The following is a 20,335-nucleotide window of genomic DNA, read 5'->3' as shown; positions in this document are numbered from 1 at the left end:
CAATTCATATCCGAATCCTTCCTGCGCGCCATCCGCGCAATGGTAAGATGGGGCGCACGCGACCGCGTTTCTCCAAGGAGTGATTCCATGTCCTTATCCATCGGCATCGTCGGATTGCCCAACGTGGGCAAGTCCTCGCTGTTCACGGCCCTGACCAAAAAGGGAGGCCTCGCGGCCAACTATCCCTTCGCCACGATCGACCCGAACGTCGGCATCGTGGCCGTGCCCGATGCACGCCTGGACGCGCTCGCTGCGATCGACCATCCGGCCAAGATCGTGCCGGCGACGGTCGAATTCGTGGACATCGCAGGTCTTGTGGCCGGCGCCAGCCAAGGGGAGGGCCTGGGCAACAAGTTCCTCGCGAATATCCGCGAAACCGATGCCATCTGCGAGGTCGTGCGGTTCTTCTCCGACCCCAATGTGGAGCACGTCGCGCACAAGGTCGATCCGCGCAGCGACGTCGACACCATCAAGACCGAACTTATCCTGGCCGATCTCGGCACGCTCGAACGCGCCATTCCGCGCCTGGAGAAGGAAGCGCGCCGCGACAAGGCCGGCGCCTTCAAGCTCGAAGTCGCGAAGAAGGTTGCCGAAGGCCTGAACGAAGGCCATCGTGCCCGCACGCTCGGCCTGTCCGTCGAGGAAACCGCGGCCGTGAAGGATCTATGCCTGCTCACGATGAAGCCGATGATGTACATCGCGAACGTGGACGAAGGTTCCGTCAATGTCGAGCTCCCGGAGATCGACGGGCAGCGCCCCGTTCCCATTTCCGCCAAGATCGAAGCCGATCTTTCCGAGCTTGATGCGGAAGACGCGCAGATGTTCATGGAAGAGCTCGGCATCGAGGAAGGCGGGCTCGCGCGCCTCATTCGTGCAGCATACGGCCTGCTCGGACTTCAGAGCTACTTCACGAGCGGGGAAACCGAGACGCGCGCGTGGACCATTCCCGTCGGCGCGAAGGCGCCGCAGGCCGCCGGCGTCATCCATTCCGACTTCGAGCGCGGCTTCATTAAGGCCGAGACGGCCTCGTTCGACGACTACGTGAGCCTCGGCGGCGAGGCCGGTTGCCGCGCGGCGGGCCGCCTGCGCCAAGAGGGCAAGGACTACGTCGTGCAGGACGGCGACGTCATGCACTTCAAGTTCAACGTCTAGGGCATGCCATCCGTCGATGCGCGCGGCGCATCCGCCTCGTCGTCCCATTCCCGTCGCGCCTCCATGGACGACGCGAAGGCAGCGCTGCGCAAGTACTATGGGTACGATAGTTTCAGGCCTGGCCAAGAGGCATTGATTCGCGCCGTGCTCGAAGGGCGCGACGCGCTCGGCGTCATGCCGACGGGCGCGGGCAAGTCGCTCACGTACCAGATCCCCGGCATCGTCATGCCGGGGCTGGCGCTCGTCATCTCGCCGTTGGTGTCTCTCATGCACGATCAGGTGCGCGGGCTGGTCGACGCCGGCGTGCGCGGGTCGTATATCAACTCGAGCTTCTCGCCGGCCGTGCAGGCCGAGATCATGCGCCGCGCCCGCGACGGCGCGTACGACCTCATGTACGTCGCACCCGAGCGCCTGTCCGACCCGGCGTTCCGCAGCTTCGTCATGGGCATGGAGGTTCCCCTCATTGCGATCGACGAAGCGCATTGCGTGTCGCAGTGGGGTCAGGATTTCCGACCTTCCTACCTGGAGATCCTCGAATTCATCGACGCATACGGCATCGCCCGCGGGGCCCGCCCGCCCGTCATCGCGCTCACGGCCACGGCCACCGAAGAGGTGCGCGACGACATCGCGCGCCTTGCAGGGTTGACGGATCCCGAGGTCGTGGTCACGGGGTTCGACCGTCCGAACCTGCGCTTCTCCGTCGAGCAGATGAACCCGAAGGCCAAACGAATGCGCATAGCGTCGTTCGTCGCTGCGCATCGGCGCGAAAGCGGCATCGTGTACTGCGCGACGCGCCGCGAGGTGGAGGAAACGGCGGCGTTCCTGCAGGAGCATGGCTTCTCGGCGGCAGCGTACCACGCGGGGCTCTCGCCGGCCGAGCGCACCGAGAACCAGAAGCGGTTCATCGACGATGACGCGCTCGTCATGGTGGCGACCAACGCCTTCGGCATGGGGATCGACAAGTCGAACGTGCGCTATGTGATCCACAACAACATGCCCAAGAGCCTGGAAGCGTATTACCAGGAGGCCGGCCGCGCCGGTCGCGACGGGGATCCGTCGGAATGCCTGCTGCTCTGGTGCGACAAGGACATCTCCACGTGCCGCTACTTCATCGACACACCGACCGAGAACGGCAGTCTGACCGAAGAGCAGGCGCGGGCGGTGCATGCGGCGCAGGTCAAGCTTCTGAATGCGATGATCGCCTACTGCCGCACGACGGGATGCCTGCGCAGGTGCATGCTCGCCTACTTCGGCGACGACGTGCCGGCCGATCCGTGCGGGAACTGCTCGAACTGCCAGGGGGATTTCGCCTCGATCGATATGACGCAGGTCGCCCGCGCCTGCGTCGCATGCGTGCGCGAATTGGGGTATCCGTACGGCAAGACCGTCATCGCCGACGTGGTGCGCGGATCGAAGAGCCAGAAAGTGACGGACGGCGGATTCGATGCGCTGCCGAGCTACGGGAGCGTGCGTGCGACGGCATCGGCGGTGAAGGACGTGATCGAGCTGCTGGCGACCGAGGGCGTGCTGGACATCTCCGCGGGCCAATATCCGACGGTCGGGCTGGGAGCGCGCGCCGGGGCCGTGGATGCGGAGGATTTCTCGCTTTCCGTGAAGGTACCGCGTCGCACGCCCGATGCGCAGGCCGACCATCTGCGGAAGCCGGGATCGACCGGGTCGTTCGCTGCCGTGGGCGCAGGTGCGGGCGTCGGCTCGGACGCGCTGTTCGAGCGCCTGCGCGCGTTGCGCAAGAGCATCGCCGCCGCACGCGGGCTTGCGCCGTACATGGTGTTCACCGACCGCACGCTGCACGGCATGTGCGACAGGATGCCTTCGACCGAGATGGAGATGCTCGAGGTCAACGGCGTGGGCGCGCGCAAGATGCGTACCTACGGCGATGCCTTCCTCGCCGAGATAGCCGCCTGGCGTCAAGAGAGGTAGGGCAAGCGAGGATCCGAAGGCTCGGCAGCATCCTCACAGGTCGTTCAGGAGCGCGTCCAAAGTCGGCCACAAGGACGATTCCTCCGGCGCGTCGACCGCGTCCTCGTAGAAGTACCACCAGAAGTATCCTCCGACGTAACGGGGGCCTACCTGTGCGGCGATATCGTCGTGGAGCCCGTAGTAGTAGGTTGCCAGACGCTCTTTCTCGGGCATCGAGGGGTCCGATGCAAGTCCGTCGTCGACGCCTTGGGCCCCGATCTCTCCTATGCCCAGGCAGGCGTCAGGGTATATATCGCCGAGGCCGTTCAGCGCAGAGGCCAGCTCTTCGGCGCTCGGGTGCTGGGCGGGCGAGCACGCCGTTTCGTAGACCGAGAGGAAGACGCAGTCCACGTCGGGAACGCTTGCCGCCGCCTGCCGCGCATAGGGGAGGGTCGCCTCCCAGGGCTGATCGTAGCAGTCGTGGGAGGACCAATAGTTGAAGGTGACGGCGGTTCTGCCGCCGGCTGCGCGAACCACGTCGTAGGCGGCGCGCGCTTTGGCGTTGATCTGCGATGGGGAGCTTCCGGCCCAGCTGCCGTTCAGTTCGTTGCCGATTTCCCAGAGCGTGATGTCGTCGCCGAAGGCGTCCATCGCGTCCTGGGTGCGCTTCGCGATCCATGAGGCCGAGCGATCGGGGAGATCGGTGGAATCGATCACCTGGATCATGATGTCGGCGTGCGGTTTCAAGGCCGCGACCGCTCGCACGCAGTCTTCGAGCGGACGTTCGGAATCCATGACGAGGCGTACGGTCAGACGGTTCGCGCTCGATGAAAGGACGGCTGCCGTTTCTTCGATGTCGTCCAGGGAGTCGACGGTGACGCCGCGCAAGATGCGGGACGGCATCTCGGTGCCGCCGCGCGTGTGCGATGCGCAGGCGCTCGTCGCGACGGCGGCTGCGCCGGCAAGCGTTGCAGCGGCGGAGATCGTGAGAAATCTGCGGCGGCTGAGATCGGGAATCGCGGGCACCTTCCCTCGACTGGCAGGAGCGGGCTGACGGGCGCCTCGATTGTACGTGCCGGCAGCCAGGAGCGCAAACATCGAAGGTTCCTGCGCATCGCGTTCTTCGCGAGGCTTGCGTACGGGCATGGAGGCGACGGCAGCGGAAAGCCCTTCGGTCACGTCGTTCTGCCTCCATTTGCTATCATGTCAGGTTGCAACACGTGCGCCCGGGCGTTTTCGCCCGAAGCGCGGCCGCGGCCGTCCGGCAGCACCTACGAGGCGGCACGGAAGGATTCCATATGCCGAACTATCTGACCGAGGAAGACGTGCGCTCCATCGCCACGTACGCGCGCGTCGGCCTGGACGACGCCGAAGCCGCCCAGATGACGGTCGACCTCAACAGCATCATCGACACGCTTCAGCCCATTCGCGGGTTCGACCTCGACGGCGTCGAACCCACATTCCACCCGATCGGATCGCTGTCCAACGTGATGCGCGAAGACGTCGAATCCGGCGCGTCCTTCACGCAGGAAGAGGCCCTTGCGAACGCGCCCAAGCAGCAGGACGGCAGCTTCCTCATCCCCGCGATCCTGGGCGGAGGCGATCAGTGATGGCGTACCTGACCGATATGACCGCGGCCTGCATCCACGAGGGGCTCGCCTTTAAGGAATTCTCTGCGCGCGAGGTCGCGCAGGCGCATCTCGACCATATGGATGCCGCCGAGCCCAAGATCCACGCCTTCCTCGAGCGCACCGATGCGCTTGCGCTCGATGCCGCCGACCGCATCGATGCCGCCATCGCCGCAGGCACGTTCGCCGATCTGGGCCCGCTTGCCGGCGTCCCCGTCGCGTTCAAAGACAATATGAACCAGAAGGGCACGCATACCACCTGCGCGTCCCGCATGCTCGAGAGCTACGTCGCGCCCTATACCGCCACCTGCGTGCAGCGCATGCTCGATGCGGGCTGCCTGCCGCTCGGCAAGCTCAACATGGACGAGTTCGCCTTCGGCTCCTCGACCGAGAACTCCGCGTTCGGCGTCACGCGCAATCCGTGGGACCTCGCCCGCGTGCCCGGCGGGTCGTCGGGCGGTTCGGCCGCCGCGGTCGCCGCGGGCATGGCTCCGGTCACGTTAGGCTCCGACACGGGCGGCTCCATCCGCCAGCCGGCCGCCTTCTGCGGCGTCGTGGGCGTGAAGCCCACCTACGGCATGGTGTCGCGCTACGGCGTGGTGGCCTTCGGCAGCTCTCTTGACCAGGTGGGTCCGTTCGCCCGCACGGTGGCCGACGCCGCGTCGGCGCTCGATGCGCTCGTGGGCCGCGATCCGCTGGATTCCACGTCCCAGGAGGCGCCGGCCGGCTTCGCGCAGGCGGCCGCCCAGGATGTGCGCGGCATGCGCGTGGGCATCGTCCGCGCCTTCATGGAAGCTTCCGGCCTCACGTCCGAAGTCGCATCCCGCACGGCCGAGGCGGCGCGTGCCCTCGAAGCCGCCGGCGCGACCCTCGTCGATGTCGAACTCCCGCATTCCGAAGCCGCCATCAGCGCTTACTATGTGCTCGGTCCCTGCGAGGCGTTTTCGAACCTCGCGCGTTTCGATTCCGTGCGCTACGGCGCCTGCGAGCCCGGCCATGCCGATCTGGGCGCTCAGCAGGAAGCGAGCCGTGCCGCCGGCTTCGGCCCCGAGGCCAAGCGCCGCATCCTTCTGGGAAGCTACCTGCTCTCCGCCGGCGTCTACGATCGGTACTACTATCCGGCGCAGCAGGTGCGCACGCTCATCACGCAGGATTTCGCCCGCGCGTACGAATCGTGCGACGTCATCCTGATGCCGGCCAGCCCGCATGCCGCGTTCGAATTCGGTGCGCTGTCCGACCCGGCGCAGATGTATCTGTCCGATATCTTCACCGTGCCCATCAACATCGTGGGCAACGGCGGCATGAGCGTGCCGGTCGGCCTAGGTGCCGACACGGGTATGCCCATCGGCGTGCAGCTCGTGTCTCCGCAGTTCGAAGATCGGAATATGTTCCGTGCGGCCGCGGCTCTGGAACGCGCGTACGGCGCGGCCGGCGTCGCCCCCGCGTTCAAGGCAGGTGAGTAGCGTGAAGGCGCTCGAAGAAGTCCTCAAAGACTGGGAGGCCGTGATCGGCCTGGAGATCCATGCCGAGCTCACGACGCTCGATACGAAGATGTTCTGCGGCTGCAAGCTCGAGCACGGCGCCGCGCCCAACACGCATACGTGCCCCGTGTGCCTGGGCCTTCCCGGCGCGCTTCCGGTGCCCAACAAGGCGGCCATCGAATCCATCGTGCTCGCCGGCCTGGCGACGAACTGCGATATCGAGAAGCACTCGATGTTCTACCGTAAGAATTACATGTATCCCGACATGGCCAAGAACTTCCAGACGACGCAGGGCCCCATCGCCTTCTGCATGCGGGGGAGCCTGGATCTCGAGGTCGACGGCGCAGGCGTGGCCGAACGCATCGATGTGGACGGCCTTGGGCCGGGCGAGAGCCGCGGCAACGTCACGATGACCGACGACGGCTACGTCGCGCACGTGGGCATCACGCGCATCCATATGGAAGAGGATGCCGGCAAGATGGTGCATATCGGCGGCGACGAAGGACGTATCGCCGGGGCGACGCACAGTCTGGTCGACTACAACCGTGCAGGCATGCCGCTCATAGAACTCGTGACCGAACCCGACTTGCGCACGCCCGAGGAAGCACGCCTGTTCATGGAGAAGCTGCGCCAGATCTATCTGGCCATCGGCATCTCCGACTGCTCGATGGAGGAAGGATCCATGCGCTGCGACGGCAACGTGTCGCTTCGTCGGCGCGGAACGGCGCAGCTGGGCACGAAGACCGAGCTCAAGAACATGAACTCCTTCAAGAACCTGCACGACGGCCTGGCCTTTGAGATCCGCCGCCAGGCGGAGGTGCTCGAAGAGGGCGGCATCATCTACCAGGAGACCCGCCATTGGGATCCCACGGCCAAGCGCACGATCGTCATGCGCGTGAAGGAAACGGCCGACGATTACCGCCTGTTCCCCGAACCCGACCTGGCTCCCTTCGACCTGTCCGACGAATTCATCGAAGGCGTGCGCACGCGCCTGCCCGAGCTGCCCGACCAGAAGAAGCGCCGCTACCGGGACGCCTTCGGGCTGTCCGCCTACGATGCGCGCCACCTGATCGAGCATCGCGCGACCGCGGATTTCTTCGAGGCCGCGATGGCCTGCGCGAACGACGTCTCGCTCGCCAAGCCGCTCGCGAACCTGGTCATCAACGACGTGACCGCGCGCATGAACGCGGATGCCGATTTCGACCTGGCCTCGTCTCCGCTCACGCCGCAGCGCGCATGCGATCTGGTGAAGCTTCTGGCTGCCGACGACATCTCGTCGAAGCAAGGCAAGGAGGTCTTCGCCGCCATCATCGACGAAGATGCCGACCCGGCCGCCATCGTCGAAGCGCGCGGCATGAGGCAGGTGAGCGACACCGCTGCTATCGAAGCCGTGATCGACCAGGTCATCGCCGAGAATGCCGATGCCGTCGAACGGTATCGCGCGGGTAATGCGAAGCTGATCGGTTTTTTCGTCGGCCAGTGCATGAAGGCCATGCGCGGCCAAGGGAATCCCAAGGTCATCAACCGGATTCTTGCTCAGAAGCTGAAGTAAGGCCCCTTCGGGAATCGTCGATCCGCACCCGGACGCATGCCCGTCATCGAGTATGATGGCGGGCATTACGTTCACGTATCGATTGGAGATCCATGAGCAATTCAGGCAAGAAGGTCAAGACGCATTATCGCGGCACCCTCGACGACGGCACGCAGTTCGATTCGAGCTACGATCGCGGCGAGCCTATCGAATTCACCTGCGGCGCCGGCCAGATGATCCCCGGCTTCGATGCGGCGGTCGTCGATATGGCGCTCGGCGAGAAGAAGTCGGTCCATATCCCGGCCAAGGATGCCTACGGCGAATATAACGAGCAGGCCGTTCAGAAGATTCCCGCGAACCAGGTCCCCAACGCCGATCAGCTTCCCGTCGGGCAGACCGTGTACTTCAACAGCCCGTACGGCCCCATGCCCGCCAAGGTCGTGTCCGTCACGATCGACGAGGTCGTGCTCGATATGAACCACGAGCTCGCCGGCAAGGACCTCAACTTCGACATCGAGCTCGTCGAGGTCGTCGACTAGCCGAAGGAGGGTTCGAGGCCGACCGCGGCTCTTCGCACCATGCGTCCGCACGTCGGAATCGATGCGGGTTTCGGACGCAGACGGGGCTGCGGGCGGAAATCTCCCGCGATTTTTCTCCGACGCGGCTTGTTATGCGGAGGATGAATGCTATCATCAGGGCGTTCGACATCAAGGTCGGATGCCCTGACGTGTTCATGGGCGCATTCTTGCAAGATTCGCCGTACAATCCATCGCATATACCCCCGAAACGACGCTCGCATTGCGGCCGACTGCGGTTGGAATCTTCGCCCCATCTGGAACGGGCTTTCGCATCTTAGGCGAAGGCATGCAGGTCGGATACGCGTTCTCTCGTCTTAGGCATTCGACGTCACATCCTTCGAAGGAGGAAGACGTGAAGTTCTTTTTGGATACGGCCGATCTTGACGAGATCGAAGAGGCCGCCAGCTGGGGTGCGCTCGCGGGCGTGACCACCAACCCGACGCTCTACTCCCGCATCGGCGGCAAGATCGACGGATTCCATGACCATATCGCCCGCATCTGCGACGTGGTGGACGGGCCGGTCAGCGCGGAAAGCGTCGCCATGACGCGCGACGACATCGTCCGCGACGGCCGCATCCTCGCATCCATCGCCCCGAACGTCGTCGTCAAGATCCCGACCATGGTCGAAGGCCTGGCCGCATGCCGCACTCTCGCCGACGAGGGCATCCGCGTGAACATGACGCTGTGCTTCTCGGTCCCGCAGGCCATCCTCGCCGCCCGTGCCGGCGCGCGTTACATCTCGCCGTTCGTCGGCCGCTTCGACGATATCTCCGAAGACGGGCTGGCCCAGCTCGAAGATGTCGTTACCGCCATCGGCAATTACGATTATTCCGACAACACGGTCAACGGCGAACAGGTCGAGGTCATCGCCGCATCCATCCGCAGCGCCAACCACGTGACCCAGGCCGCCCTCATGGGCGCCGACATCGCTACGGTGCCGTTCGGCGTGCTCAAGAAGATGGTCCAGCATCCTCTGACCGATCGCGGCCTCGAATCGTTCATGAAGGATTGGGAGAAGGTCGTGAACGCATGAGCCAAGAAGAGCTGACTTCGCCTGAAGCCGCCATTTCGGTTTCGACGGGCGAAGAGCCCGGAAAACGCGTTCGTCGCACGAAGAAGGCCGAGGATTCCGCCGCAAGCGTCGTGGCTGCTCCGCAGGCGCCCGCCGACGAGGCGCCGAAGCGCCGCCGCGGCCGTCCGCGCAAGGTAGCGGTCGATGCGGCCGCAGCCGCGGACGCCGCTCCTACGACCGAGGCGGAGCCGGCGCGCGCTCGGCGTGCCAGGGCTAAGGCTCCGGTCGTCGCCGATGCCGAGGCCGCTTCGGCTGCGGAAACGCCCGCCGACGAAGCACCGAAGCGCCGTCGCGGCCGTCCGCGCAAGGTCAGGCCCGAGGAAGCTGCTCCTGCGCCCGCCGTATCCGCGCAGGCCGCGTCCGAACCCGCACGCAAGGAGATCCCCACGCCGCCCGCAGCGGCGGAGCCTCTGCCTGCATCGGCTGTGGCCGCCGTATCCGACGAGGATATCCAGCCCCGCGAGATGCGTTCGCGCCGTCGCACCCGCGCGCCGCGCGTGATCGAAAGCGGAGATGCCGCGATCGCTCCCGCCAAGGACGCGTCCGAAGCGCCGTCGGCGCCGGCGAACGGCGAAGGCGCCGAGCGCGTAGGCGATTCTCGCGACCAGCGTCGCTCCCCGCGCAAGGAGCGCAATCGCGAAGGCCGCGACTCCTCGTTCGACCGCTCCGACAACCGTCCCGGCCGCAATGACCGCTTCGCCAACGATCGGGCCGGCAACGGCAGGCAGCGTTCGAGCAAGAACGGCCATCAGTTCGACCGCTCCGACAACCGTCTCGGCCGCAACGACCGCTTCGCCAACGACCGTCACCAACGTCGCGGCCGCAACGGCCAGAACCAGCCGATGCAGCCGACCTTCTCCCGCGAAGACCTCGCCGCCATGAAGGTGGCCGAGCTGCGCGAGAAGGCCGCCGAGCTCGAGGTCGCGTACCTGGGCCTGAAGAAGGCCGAGCTCGTCGAAGTCGTGTTCGAGGCTTCCAAGAAGGCCGACGGCATCATCGAAGCCACGGGCATCCTCGACGTGATGCAGGACGGCTACGGCTTTTTGCGCGTGAACGGCTATCTGCCGGGCGAGCACGACGTCTACGTCGGCGCGGCGCTCATCCGCCGCACTGGGCTGCGCAAGGGCGACCTGGTCAAAGGCCAGACGCGCCCGACGCGCCCGAACGATAAGTACGCGGCGCTCCAAAACGTCGAGACCGTCAACGGCACGCCCGTCGACGCGCTCGGCCAACGTCCGCGCTTCGGCGACCTGACGCCCATCTTCCCGAACGAATGCCTGCGCATGGAACACGGACGTTCCACCACCACGGCGCGCGTGATCGATCTGGTGTCCCCGATCGGCAAGGGCCAGCGCGGTCTGATCGTGTCGCCCCCGAAGGCCGGCAAGACCACCATCCTGAAGGATATTGCGGCTGCCATCAGCGCGAACAATCCTGAAGTGCATCTTATGTGCCTGCTCGTGGACGAACGTCCCGAAGAAGTCACCGACATGCAGCGCTCCATCAAGGGCGAGGTCATCGCATCGACCTTCGACATGCCGACCGAAAACCACATCGTCGTCTCCGAGCTCGTCATCGAACGCGCGAAGCGTCTGGTCGAAAACGGCGAGGACGTCGTGGTCCTGCTCGACAGCTTGACGCGCCTCGCCCGCGCGTACAATCTGGCGCAGCCGGCCTCGGGCCGCATCCTGTCCGGCGGCGTCGATTCCGCCGCGCTCTATCCGCCGAAGAAGTTTCTGGGCGCCGCGCGCAACATCGAGGGCGGCGGAAGCCTGACTATCCTCGCATCCGCCCTGGTGGACACCGGATCGAAGATGGACGAGGTCATCTTCGAGGAATTCAAGGGCACCGGCAACATGGAGCTCAAGCTCGACCGCAGCCTGGCCGACCGTCGCATCTTCCCGGCCATCGACCCGGTCACGTCGGGCACGCGCAAGGAGGACCTGCTGCTCAATCCTCAGGAGGCTCCGCTCATCTGGGCGGTGCGCCGCATCCTTGCGAACATGAACAACACCGAGCGCGCGATGGACATGCTCATCAAATCGCTTCGCCAGACCAGCAACAACCAGGAATTCCTGATCCGCACCGCGAAGAAGGCCCAGACCTCGCGCGAAACGGAGAACTTCGAATTCTGACGCCGGCTCCGGATCTTTCGTTCGGAAGGCGGCTTCATCGCGAAGGCGTATCGCCGAGGGAGACGGTGCGCCTTCGCTCCTGCATCCCCTGAAGCGAAATCGAAACACCATGGTACGGAAGAAGGCCAGGAAGCCCGCATCGGGTCTCCTGGCCTTCTTGAATCCCTGTCGATTGCCTTCGTCGGAACGAATGCGGCGTTCCGCATTCGTTCGGCCTTAGAGCCGTGCGACTCCGGACTCGCGCGCGGCTTGCGCGACCGCGCGCGCCACGGCCGGCGCCACGCGTTCGTCGAACGCGCCGGGGATCACATAGTCCGCCGAGCGTGCCGCGTCATCGACCAGATCGGCGATCGCGTAGGTCGCCGCTACCATCATGTCGTCGTTGATATCGCTCGCACGTACGTCGAGCGCCCCGCGGAAGATGCCGGGGAAGGCAAGCACGTTGTTGATCTGATTCGGGAAGTCGCTGCGTCCCGTCGCGGCGACGGCTGCGCCGGCGGCGCGGGCGTCGGCGGGCAGGATCTCGGGGATGGGGTTGGCCATCGCGAAGACGATCGGGTCGTCGTTCATCGAGCGCACCATGTCCTGCGTGACCACGCCCGGTGCGGACACGCCGATGAAGGCATCGGCGCCTTCGAGCATGTCGGCGAGGGATCCGGCGCGTTTCGAGAGGTTCGTGACTTCGGCGATCGCTTCCTTCTCGGAATTCAGGCCTGAACGTCCGGCGTGGATGGCGCCCTTGCGGTCGCAGATCACGATATCCTCGACGCCTAGGCGCAGCATGAGCTTCGCGATGGAGATGCCCGCCGCGCCGGCGCCGTTGAACACCACGCGGATGCCGTCCAGGTCGCGGCCGGTCAGCGCGCAGGCGTTGATGAGCGCCGCGCAGGTGACCACGGCGGTGCCGTGCTGGTCGTCGTGGAAGACGGGGACGTCGCAGATCTCTTTGAGCTTCGATTCGATTTCGAAGCAGCGCGGCGCCGCGATGTCCTCGAGGTTGATGCCGCCGAAGCTGCCGGCGATGAGGTGCACGGTGTCGACGATCTCGTCCACATCGTTGCTGCGTATGCAGAGAGGGAAGGCATCCACGTCGGCAAACGTTTTGAACAGGGCGCATTTGCCTTCCATGACGGGCATGCCCGCCTCAGGCCCGATATCGCCCAGTCCGAGCACGGCACTGCCGTCGGTGACGACGGCCACGAGGTTGGCGCGGCGCGTGTAGACGTACGAGAGGTCGACGTCGTCGGCGATGGCGAGGCACGGCTCGGCGACGCCCGGCGTGTAGGCGACGGCCAGATCATCCGGCGTCTTGACCTCGGCGCGGCTTATGACCTCGATCTTGCCGGCCCATTTTTCGTGCCGGTCCAACGCGAATTGCTTCGTATCCATGCGGGTGCCTCTATCTCTTCGAGTCCGTTCGGCCGATTACCTGAGGCCGTCGACGTATGCGACGAGCTGCGCCATGTCATCGATGCCTTCGGGTTCGCCGAAATCGATGCCGAGCTGATCCTCGAGCTCGCAGACGAGCTCGACCATGTCGAGCGAGTCGATGCCGAGAGAGGCGAAGGTCGATGTCTCGGTGACGCTTTCCGGGTCGATGTCGAGACGGTCGTTGAGAATCGCTTTGATGGTTGCGAGGGTGTCCATGGACGTCCTTTCCCGAGGTGATGATGAAGCCATTCTAACGCAAGCTTTCAGGTCGGTTTCAGGCTGCGCGAGTTCAGCGCGATATTTGCCGAAAATGTGGTGCAATTGCCTTCGTTCGATGCGCCTTGCTTTACGGCGGCGTGTCAAAAGCGCCCTGCCGCCCCCGTGCCCCGCACGCCTTCGCTATCTTCGCAGTAAGATCGAATTCCAAGAGAAGAGAGTGATCGATATGGCAGGCGAAACCAATCCGATGGGCCAAGGCAACGGTCCCGTGCCTCCTTCGGCCCCCGCGTTCCAGACTCAGAATCCTTCCGCATATTCCGCATCCGGCCGTCCTGCGCCCGCGCAGGGATCGTACGCCCAAGGGCAGTGCGCCGGGCAGCAGCCGTTCGGCTCGGCCGATCCCGCGCAGACCGCCGGTTGGCGGAATCCGGACATGACGGACCGTCCGGGCGCTTCTGCTGCTTCTGCGCATGCGGCTCCCGCACGCACGCCGGGCCTCGGCCGCACCTTCGCCGCAGGATTCGCGGGCGCCGCGCTCGCCGTCGCCCTCGGGGCCGGCGGATTCGCCACCTACCAGGCCTTCATGCCCCACGAACCGCTGGAAGGCTCCTTGACGGCGCCGGCGGCTCCCTCCGCGTCTTCCTCCAAGGGCGCGACCACCATCAACGTCAACGGGAAAGACGCGACGCTCGCATCGGCCGTCGCCTCCAAGGCGCTGCCCTCCATCGTGAGCATCGACGTCTACACCTCCGGCTCCGGGTCGCATCAAGGCCTGGAGGCCCCCCATTCGGGTTCCGACTCCTCGTCGTCCCAGCTTTCGTCCCTCGGCTCCGGCGTCGTGCTGACCGAGGACGGATACATCGTCACGAACTATCACGTCGTGGAGGGATCCGAAAGCCTCAAGGCCACGATCAACGGGACGGAGTACGATGCCAAGCTCGTCGGCAGCGACCCGTCTTCCGACATCGCCGTCATCAAGGCCGACGCCACGGGCCTCACGCCTATAGAGATCGGGTCGTCCTCCGACCTCCAGGTGGGCGACTGGGTCATGTCGCTCGGCAACCCCTTCGGCCTTGAGAATTCCGTGTCCGAGGGCATCGTGTCGGCGCTCCAGCGCTCCACCACCATGACCGACCAGTCCACCGGCAGGCCCATCGTCTATCCGAACATGATCCAGACCGACGCCACCATCAATCCGGGCAATTCCGGCGGCGCGCTCGTGGATTCCGAAGGCAGGCTCGTCGGCATCAACTCGATGATCACCTCCGAGTCCGGATCGAGCTCGGGCGTCGGATTCGCCATCCCCGTCGATTACGCGATGAACATCGCCCGGCAGATCATGAACGGCGAAACCCCCACGCATGCCCAGCTCGGCGTTTCCATGTCCGCGATCGACAGCTCGATGGCCGGCCGTTACGGCATCAAGGAGGATTCCGGCGTCTACGTGGCCTCGGTCTACGAAGGCACTTCCGCCGCCGAAGCGGGCATCAAGGAGGGCGACGTCATCACCTCGTTCGAAGGGAAGCCCGTCTCTTCGCCCGAAGAGCTCATGATCGCGGTGCGTTCGATGTATCCCGGCGATACCGCCGAGGTGGGGTTGAACCGCGACGGCAAGGACATAACCGTCTCGGTGACGCTCGGCTCCGACGAGATGGATCTTTCCGCCGGCGAATCGTCCCGCGGCCAGAACGGCCGGGGCAACCAGAACGGCCACGGCGGCAACGGCTACGGGCCGAACGACGGGTACGGCCAGAACGGCCGGAGGGACCAGGGCGGCCTGCTCGATCAGCTGCTCCGATAGCTCCGTACCTTCTTTCCCGCGCCACGCCTGCGGAAAAAACGCGCGAAGGGGGCTCGCGGCCTGCGGGCTCCCTTCCTTTTATCGTAAGATAGCGGCAATCGCGTGAAAGGAGTCCCATACATGCCAGACGGGTATAGATACGGTCGCGTGCTTCTGAAGCTTTCCGGCGAAGCCCTCATGGGAGACGCCGGCTACGGCATCGACCCCAAAGTCATCGATTCCCTTGCCGTCGAGATCAAGGAAGTCGTCGACGACGGGGTGCAGGTGGCCATCGTCGTCGGCGGAGGCAACATCTTCCGCGGCGTTGCGGGCAGCGCGAACGGCATGGACCGCGCGCAGGCCGACTATATCGGCATGCTGGCGACCGTCATGAACGCCCTTGCGCTGCAGGACGGCTTGGAACGCGCCGGCGTCGTGAGCCGCGTCCAGTCGGCCATCGAGATGCATCAGGTCGCGGAAACCTACATCCGTCTGCGCGCCATCCGCCATATGGAGAAGGGCCGCGTCGTGATCTTCGCCGCCGGCACGGGCAACCCCTACTTCACCACCGACACCACGGCTGCGCTGCGCGCCTGCGAAATCGATGCCGACTGCATGATGAAGGCCACGAAGGTCGACGGCATCTACGATTCCGATCCGGCGAAGAACCCCGATGCCGCGCGCTACGAGAAGATCAGCTACCTCGACGTCCTGACCAAGGAGCTCAACGTCATGGACGCCGCTGCCATATCGCTGTGCAAGGACAACGATATGCCCCTGCTCGTCTTCAACCTGACCGCGCCGGGCAACATCCGTCGCGCGCTCAAGGGCGACAACGTCGGTACCCTGGTCTATTAGGAGGAATCAGGATGAACGAAGAGGAAATCATGCTCGAGGCCGAGGAGGGCATGGAAAAGGCGCTCTCCAACCTCAAGGAAGCCTTCGCCGGCGTCCGCACCGGGCGCGCGAACGCGATGGTGCTCGACAAGGTCAAGGTGGACTACTATGGCGTTCCCACGCCGGTCAACCAGATGGCCGCCGTGAAGGTTCCCGACGCCCATATGCTCACGATCGAGCCGTGGGACAAATCCATGGTGCGCGCGATCGAGGCCGCCATCCTGGCGAGCGACCTCGGCATCACGCCGTCGAACGACGGCAGCGTCATCCGTCTGCCGTTCCCTCAGCTCACCGAGGAGCGTCGTCGCGACCTCGCCAAGCAGTGCAAGACGTTTTCCGAGGAAGGCCGCGTCGCGGTGCGCAAGGCCCGCGGCGCCGCCAACGCCGCCGTCGAAAAGCTCAAGAAGGCGTCCGAGATATCCGAGGACGACGCGCGCCGCGACGAAGAAAGCATCCAGAAGCTGACCGACTCCTACATCAAGAAGGTCGACGAGATGTTCAAGAAGAAGGAAGCCGAGCTGATGGCCATCTAGGCTTGGCAGCTCTCGATCGGAGCCCCATCGTACGGAGGACGTCGTGTTCCATAAGGCCTTAACCGACATATTCCCCGATCCGCCGGCGGATCTCGATCCCGAGGCGCTCGACGAGGCGCGCGTGCCCGAGCACATCGCCGTCATCATGGACGGCAACGGCCGCTGGGCCAAGAAGCGTGCGCTCAATCGGCTGCGCGGGCACAAGGCCGGCATCGAAGCCGTGCGCGAGACCATACGCTGCGCCTCGGACGCGGGCGTCCGGTATCTCACCGTCTACGCGTTCTCGACCGAGAACTGGAAGCGGCCCGACGACGAGGTCGTCGGGCTCATGAACCTCTTCGCGAAGACCATGCTCGCAGAGGTCGACGGCTTGGATGAAGAGAACGTGCGCGTGCGCACGATCGGCGACCTGTCGCTCCTTCCGGAGGACACGCGCGCCGCGTTCGGGCGCGCGTGGGATCAGACCTGCGGCAATACGGGCATGACCCTGAACGTCGCGGTGAACTACGGCTCGCGCGAGGAAATCATGCGCGCGGTGCGCACCGTCGCCGATGCGGCGATCGCGGCGGCGGGCCGGGGCGAGGCGCTCGACATCACCCCCGAGCTTTTCGAACGCGGCCTCTACACCGCCGGCATTCCCGATCCCGACCTGGTCATCCGCACGTCGGGAGAGCATCGCATATCGAACTTCCTGCTGTGGCAGGTCGCGTACGCCGAGTTCTACGTGACCGATGTGCTCTGGCCCGATTTCGATCGCTACGAGCTGCTGCGCGCCCTGCTTGACTTCCAGCATCGCGACCGCCGCTTCGGAGGCGTTCGATGACCGAAGGCCCGAAAGGAACCGGCGAGAGACGCAGACCGGCGAAGAAGAGCGATCTCGGCGTGCGCTTCGCGTCGGGGACCGTCTACTTCGTCCTCACCGTCGGTCTGATACTTGCCGGCACGGTCACGACCCTCGTGTACTTCTGCATCGTGGCGGGGCTCGTCTCGTACGAGTTCTTCGGGCTGCTGCGTCATGACGCCAAGCGCCCCAACGATCTGCTCGGCATCGTCGCGGCGGTGCTGTATCCGCCTGTGATGTGGCTGTACGGCTTCGTGGGCGTGGGCGTGCTGTCCACGTCCCTCATTCTGGCGCTGCTCATCTGGTACGTGTTCTATTCCCGTTCGCGCGTCGTCGACGTGGGCGCGTCCATCTTCGTCGCGCTCTACGCGGGGTTCCTGCCGTGCGGCTTCCTGCTCGTGCGCGAAGCGGTCCCCGGGTTCTGGGGCGGCATCCTGGTGCTCGGGATCATGTGCGGCGTCTGGCTCAACGACGTCTTCGCCTATCTGATCGGCCGCAGGTTCGGAAAGCACAAGCTCGCGCCGCGCGTCTCGCCCAAGAAGACCTGGGAAGGCTTCATCGCCGGCATGGTCGCGTCGGTGGGGGTGTGGTGCGCCATAGCGCTCATCCCGCCGGTGGACATGGGGTTCGTGGAGGCTTCCGCGTTCGGCGTCCTCTGCGGCCTCGCCGGCATTCTGGGCGATCTTGCGGAAAGCCGGTTCAAGCGCAATTCCGGCGTCAAGGATTCAGGCACCATCATGCCCGGGCACGGCGGCATGATGGACCGCGTCGATTCCATGATCGCGGTTTCGTTCGTCTCCGCGTTCCTGCTGTTCGGAGGAGGGTGCATCCCCTATGTCCTGTAAGAAGCGCATCGCGATCCTGGGGTCCACGGGCTCCATCGGAACTCAGACGGCCGATATCGTCCGACGCCATCCCGACAAGCTCGAGATCGTCGCGCTCGCGGCGAATCGCAGCGTCGATGCCGTCACGGCGCAGGCCGCGGAATTCGGCGTGCGCCGCATCGCGTTCGGGGACGAGGCGCTCGCGGGCTCGCCGACCCTCGACGCCCTGCCTGAAGGGGCCGAGGTATCGTTCGGGCCGGATGCCCTCGTCGACCTCGTCGCGCTCGACGAGGTCGATTGCGTCGTGAACGCGCTCGTCGGCGCGGCCGGCATGCGCGCTTCGTACGAGACGCTGCGCCACGGCACGCAGCTCGCGCTTGCGAACAAGGAAAGCCTCGTCGTCGCCGGCGACCTCATCATGCCGCTCGCCCGCGCGCTGGACGAGGAGGCCGGGCATCCGGGCGCCCTCATGCCCATCGATTCCGAGCACGGCGCCATCTACCAGTGCCTTCTGGGCGAACGTCCCGAAGAGGTCTGCGCGCTGTGGGTCACGGCATCGGGCGGCCCGTTCCGCGGCAAGACGGCCGGCGAGCTCGCCGACGTCACGTTCAAGGAGGCCCTCGCGCATCCGACCTGGCACATGGGTCCGAAGATCACGGTCGATTCCTCCACGCTCATGAACAAGGGCCTCGAGGTCATCGAAGCCCACCACCTGTTCGACATGCCCTACGACCGCATCCGCGTCGTGGTGCAGCCCCAGAGCGCCATCCATTCGATGGTCGAATATTCCGACGGCAGTGTGAAGGCGCACCTCGGCACGACCGACATGCGCATCCCGATCCAGTTCGCCCTGAGCTATCCCGATCGCTGGGACGCCCCGGTCGAGCCGCTCGATTTCACGCGTCTGGGCTCCCTCGAGTTCTATCCCGTCGACGAGGAGACGTTCCGCTGCTTCGCGCTCGCGCGCCGCGCGGGCTCCACGGGTGGGACGCTGCCCTGCGCCATGAACGCCGCCAACGAGGTCGCGGTCGCGCGCTTCCTGGCGGGAGGCTGCGGCTGGCTCGACATCGCCTCCTGCGTCGAGCACGTCATGGACGCCCATGTGGTCGAAGCGGTGGAAAGCCTCGACCAGCTCTCGCGCGTGGATGCGTGGGCGCGCGCGCGGGCAGGCGCGTTCCTCGACGATGCGCGCACGCACGCGTAAACGAAAGGCCGCATCCGCATGAACGTCATTCTCATGGTCTTCTACCTGGCGGTCGCGCTCGGAGCGCTCGTCTTCATCCACGAAGGCGGCCACTTCCTCGCGGCGCGCGCGTTCGGTGTGCGCGTGACCGAGTTCATGCTCGGCCTGCCCGGTCCGAGCATCGGATTCACCTGGCGCGGCACACGCTTCGGCGTGACGGCCGTGCCTCTCGGCGGATACGCGAAGGTTTGCGGCATGGAGCCGGGTCCTGAGAATCCGCATATGGAGCGCGCGCTGGCCTTCATATCCGCGCGCGGCACCGTCTACGCCGACGATTTCGCCGCGGAAGCCGGCATCACGACCGAGGAGGCCGTCGAGACCTTCTACGCGCTCGAGGAATGGGGCTGCGTCGTCGGGCCGAAGCGCGCCGATGCGCACAACGTCTTCCGCACCCGTGCCGCGCGCGACGCCGCGAGCGGACGAGCCCTCGCCGAGGGCGCTCCGCGCGCCTTCGACGACGCGCACGAGCTGTATCTGCGCGAGCGGGCCCAGACCTATCGTTCGCTGCCGTTCTGGAAGCGCAGCGTCATCCTGCTCGCAGGTATCGCGATGAACCTGCTGTTCGTCGTCGTCGCCTTCGTCGCGGTCTATTCCGTCTTCGGCGTCGACATGGCGGATGCGCAGGGCGCTCTCAACCACGTCACGATTCCGGTCTGGCAGGCGGTGCTCGGCAGCTTCGCGTACATGGGCCAGGTCGTGATCGCCGTGGCGGGGCTTTTCAACCCCGCCACCGTTTCCGACACCATGTCGAATTCCGTGAGCGTCATCGGCATGGCGGTCGTGTCCAAGCAGTACGCCGATGCCGGTCCGCTCGCGTTCCTGTTCTTCATGGCGATGATCTCGGTGTCGCTCGGCATCATGAACCTGCTGCCCATCCCTCCGCTCGACGGAGGGCGCTTCGTCATCGAGGTTTTCCAGAAGATCACCGGCCGCGTGGTGGGGTATCGGGCCATGAACGTCATGACCTTCGCAGGTCTTGCCCTTATGCTGGTCTTTTTCGTCGTCATGTTGAATCAGGACATCCATCGGTTCATATTCGGTGAGATGTAGCGGCGCACCGCGCGCCTGTT

General features: G+C 65.4%; 18 protein-coding genes. 15 read left to right on the top strand and 3 right to left on the bottom strand.

The window, feature by feature from the left end; all coding sequences use genetic code 11:
* Window positions 1–87: 87 nt before the first annotated feature.
* Window positions 88–1,152, top strand: coding sequence for a redox-regulated ATPase YchF (ychF, locus tag HMPREF1155_RS01595; RefSeq protein ID WP_009076091.1), 1,065 nt, complete (start codon window positions 88–90; stop codon window positions 1,150–1,152).
* Between the two features lie 3 nt (window positions 1,153–1,155).
* The gene (gene recQ / locus HMPREF1155_RS01590; RefSeq protein WP_009075966.1) at window positions 1,156–3,093 is read left to right on the top strand and encodes a DNA helicase RecQ; all 1,938 of its coding nucleotides are present in this window, start codon (window positions 1,156–1,158) and stop codon (window positions 3,091–3,093) included.
* Between the two features lie 33 nt (window positions 3,094–3,126).
* Here the strand turns inward: recQ and HMPREF1155_RS01585 are convergent, their stop codons facing one another.
* Window positions 3,127–4,251, bottom strand: coding sequence for a hypothetical protein (locus HMPREF1155_RS01585; RefSeq protein ID WP_009076539.1), 1,125 nt, complete (start codon window positions 4,249–4,251; stop codon window positions 3,127–3,129).
* A 119-nt stretch (window positions 4,252–4,370) separates the two neighbouring features.
* On the opposite strand from HMPREF1155_RS01585, the gene gatC reads away from it, so the two are divergent.
* From gatC to rho, 6 genes are all read left to right on the top strand, one after another.
* Window positions 4,371–4,682, top strand: a complete 312-nt coding sequence (gatC, locus tag HMPREF1155_RS01580; protein WP_009076079.1) for an Asp-tRNA(Asn)/Glu-tRNA(Gln) amidotransferase subunit GatC — start codon at window positions 4,371–4,373, stop codon at window positions 4,680–4,682.
* Window positions 4,682–6,163, top strand: a complete 1,482-nt coding sequence (gene gatA, locus HMPREF1155_RS01575) for an Asp-tRNA(Asn)/Glu-tRNA(Gln) amidotransferase subunit GatA (RefSeq protein ID WP_009076258.1) — start codon at window positions 4,682–4,684, stop codon at window positions 6,161–6,163. The genes gatC and gatA overlap by 1 nt, the downstream gene beginning before the upstream one ends.
* A 1-nt stretch (window position 6,164) precedes the next feature.
* The gene (gatB, locus tag HMPREF1155_RS01570) at window positions 6,165–7,733 is read left to right on the top strand and encodes an Asp-tRNA(Asn)/Glu-tRNA(Gln) amidotransferase subunit GatB (protein ID WP_009076158.1); all 1,569 of its coding nucleotides are present in this window, start codon (window positions 6,165–6,167) and stop codon (window positions 7,731–7,733) included.
* Between the two features lie 92 nt (window positions 7,734–7,825).
* On the top strand, window positions 7,826–8,251 hold the full coding sequence (locus HMPREF1155_RS01565) for a peptidylprolyl isomerase (RefSeq protein ID WP_009076172.1): 426 nt from the start codon (window positions 7,826–7,828) through the stop codon (window positions 8,249–8,251).
* Window positions 8,252–8,642: 391 nt separating this feature from the next.
* The gene (fsa, locus tag HMPREF1155_RS01560; protein ID WP_039993148.1) at window positions 8,643–9,323 is read left to right on the top strand and encodes a fructose-6-phosphate aldolase; all 681 of its coding nucleotides are present in this window, start codon (window positions 8,643–8,645) and stop codon (window positions 9,321–9,323) included.
* Window positions 9,320–11,497, top strand: coding sequence for a transcription termination factor Rho (rho, locus tag HMPREF1155_RS01555; RefSeq protein WP_081501506.1), 2,178 nt, complete (start codon window positions 9,320–9,322; stop codon window positions 11,495–11,497). The genes fsa and rho overlap by 4 nt, the downstream gene beginning before the upstream one ends.
* A 216-nt stretch (window positions 11,498–11,713) precedes the next feature.
* Here the strand turns inward: rho and HMPREF1155_RS01550 are convergent, their stop codons facing one another.
* Complete coding sequence (locus tag HMPREF1155_RS01550) at window positions 11,714–12,886, bottom strand: NADP-dependent malic enzyme (protein WP_009076580.1); 1,173 nt, start codon at window positions 12,884–12,886, stop codon at window positions 11,714–11,716.
* A gap of 36 nt (window positions 12,887–12,922) precedes the next feature.
* Window positions 12,923–13,144: an acyl carrier protein gene (locus tag HMPREF1155_RS01545; RefSeq protein ID WP_006363127.1), complete on the bottom strand. Its 222-nt coding sequence runs from the start codon at window positions 13,142–13,144 to the stop codon at window positions 12,923–12,925.
* Between the two features lie 229 nt (window positions 13,145–13,373).
* Between HMPREF1155_RS01545 and HMPREF1155_RS01540 the strand changes: the two genes are divergently transcribed.
* From HMPREF1155_RS01540 to HMPREF1155_RS01510, 7 genes are all read left to right on the top strand, one after another.
* Window positions 13,374–14,948 carry a S1C family serine protease gene (locus HMPREF1155_RS01540; protein WP_009076366.1) on the top strand — a complete coding sequence of 525 codons (1,575 nt, stop codon included), beginning with the start codon at window positions 13,374–13,376 and terminating at the stop codon, window positions 14,946–14,948.
* Window positions 14,949–15,068: 120 nt separating this feature from the next.
* On the top strand, window positions 15,069–15,785 hold the full coding sequence (gene pyrH / locus HMPREF1155_RS01535) for a UMP kinase (protein WP_006363125.1): 717 nt from the start codon (window positions 15,069–15,071) through the stop codon (window positions 15,783–15,785).
* Between the two features lie 11 nt (window positions 15,786–15,796).
* Window positions 15,797–16,357, top strand: a complete 561-nt coding sequence (gene frr / locus HMPREF1155_RS01530; RefSeq protein ID WP_006363124.1) for a ribosome recycling factor — start codon at window positions 15,797–15,799, stop codon at window positions 16,355–16,357.
* Window positions 16,358–16,400: 43 nt separating this feature from the next.
* Window positions 16,401–17,180 carry an isoprenyl transferase gene (locus HMPREF1155_RS01525; protein WP_009076220.1) on the top strand — a complete coding sequence of 260 codons (780 nt, stop codon included), beginning with the start codon at window positions 16,401–16,403 and terminating at the stop codon, window positions 17,178–17,180.
* Entirely contained in the window at window positions 17,177–18,043 is an 867-nt protein-coding gene (locus HMPREF1155_RS01520) for a phosphatidate cytidylyltransferase (protein WP_006363122.1), read from the top strand. Before HMPREF1155_RS01525 ends, HMPREF1155_RS01520 begins: the two co-directional genes overlap by 4 nt.
* Window positions 18,033–19,226 carry a 1-deoxy-D-xylulose-5-phosphate reductoisomerase gene (gene dxr, locus HMPREF1155_RS01515; protein ID WP_009076617.1) on the top strand — a complete coding sequence of 398 codons (1,194 nt, stop codon included), beginning with the start codon at window positions 18,033–18,035 and terminating at the stop codon, window positions 19,224–19,226. Before HMPREF1155_RS01520 ends, dxr begins: the two co-directional genes overlap by 11 nt.
* An 18-nt stretch (window positions 19,227–19,244) precedes the next feature.
* Window positions 19,245–20,315: a site-2 protease family protein gene (locus HMPREF1155_RS01510; RefSeq protein WP_009076536.1), complete on the top strand. Its 1,071-nt coding sequence runs from the start codon at window positions 19,245–19,247 to the stop codon at window positions 20,313–20,315.
* Window positions 20,316–20,335 lie beyond the last annotated feature (20 nt).

This window comes from Slackia sp. CM382, assembly GCF_000293015.1.
GTDB lineage: Bacteria > Actinomycetota > Coriobacteriia > Coriobacteriales > Eggerthellaceae > Slackia > Slackia exigua.
Note: the sequence above shows the minus strand (reverse complement) of the source record. Positions and strands in the feature narration are given on the sequence as shown.

What these genes read in the sequence shown, in the direction of transcription:
- ychF (WP_009076091.1), top strand. Translation starts at nt 88, where the DNA reads ATGTCCTTATCCATCGGCATCGTCGGATTGCCCAACGTGGGCAAGTCC.
- recQ (WP_009075966.1), top strand. Translation starts at nt 1,156, where the DNA reads ATGCCATCCGTCGATGCGCGCGGCGCATCCGCCTCGTCGTCCCATTCC.
- gatC (WP_009076079.1), top strand. Translation starts at nt 4,371, where the DNA reads ATGCCGAACTATCTGACCGAGGAAGACGTGCGCTCCATCGCCACGTAC.
- gatA (WP_009076258.1), top strand. Translation starts at nt 4,682, where the DNA reads ATGGCGTACCTGACCGATATGACCGCGGCCTGCATCCACGAGGGGCTC.
- HMPREF1155_RS01565 (WP_009076172.1), top strand. Translation starts at nt 7,826, where the DNA reads ATGAGCAATTCAGGCAAGAAGGTCAAGACGCATTATCGCGGCACCCTC.
- rho (WP_081501506.1), top strand. Translation starts at nt 9,320, where the DNA reads ATGAGCCAAGAAGAGCTGACTTCGCCTGAAGCCGCCATTTCGGTTTCG.
- HMPREF1155_RS01550 (WP_009076580.1), bottom strand. Translation starts at nt 12,886, where the DNA reads ATGGATACGAAGCAATTCGCGTTGGACCGGCACGAAAAATGGGCCGGC.
- HMPREF1155_RS01545 (WP_006363127.1), bottom strand. Translation starts at nt 13,144, where the DNA reads ATGGACACCCTCGCAACCATCAAAGCGATTCTCAACGACCGTCTCGAC.
- HMPREF1155_RS01540 (WP_009076366.1), top strand. Translation starts at nt 13,374, where the DNA reads ATGGCAGGCGAAACCAATCCGATGGGCCAAGGCAACGGTCCCGTGCCT.
- pyrH (WP_006363125.1), top strand. Translation starts at nt 15,069, where the DNA reads ATGCCAGACGGGTATAGATACGGTCGCGTGCTTCTGAAGCTTTCCGGC.
- frr (WP_006363124.1), top strand. Translation starts at nt 15,797, where the DNA reads ATGAACGAAGAGGAAATCATGCTCGAGGCCGAGGAGGGCATGGAAAAG.
- HMPREF1155_RS01520 (WP_006363122.1), top strand. Translation starts at nt 17,177, where the DNA reads ATGACCGAAGGCCCGAAAGGAACCGGCGAGAGACGCAGACCGGCGAAG.
- dxr (WP_009076617.1), top strand. Translation starts at nt 18,033, where the DNA reads ATGTCCTGTAAGAAGCGCATCGCGATCCTGGGGTCCACGGGCTCCATC.
- HMPREF1155_RS01510 (WP_009076536.1), top strand. Translation starts at nt 19,245, where the DNA reads ATGAACGTCATTCTCATGGTCTTCTACCTGGCGGTCGCGCTCGGAGCG.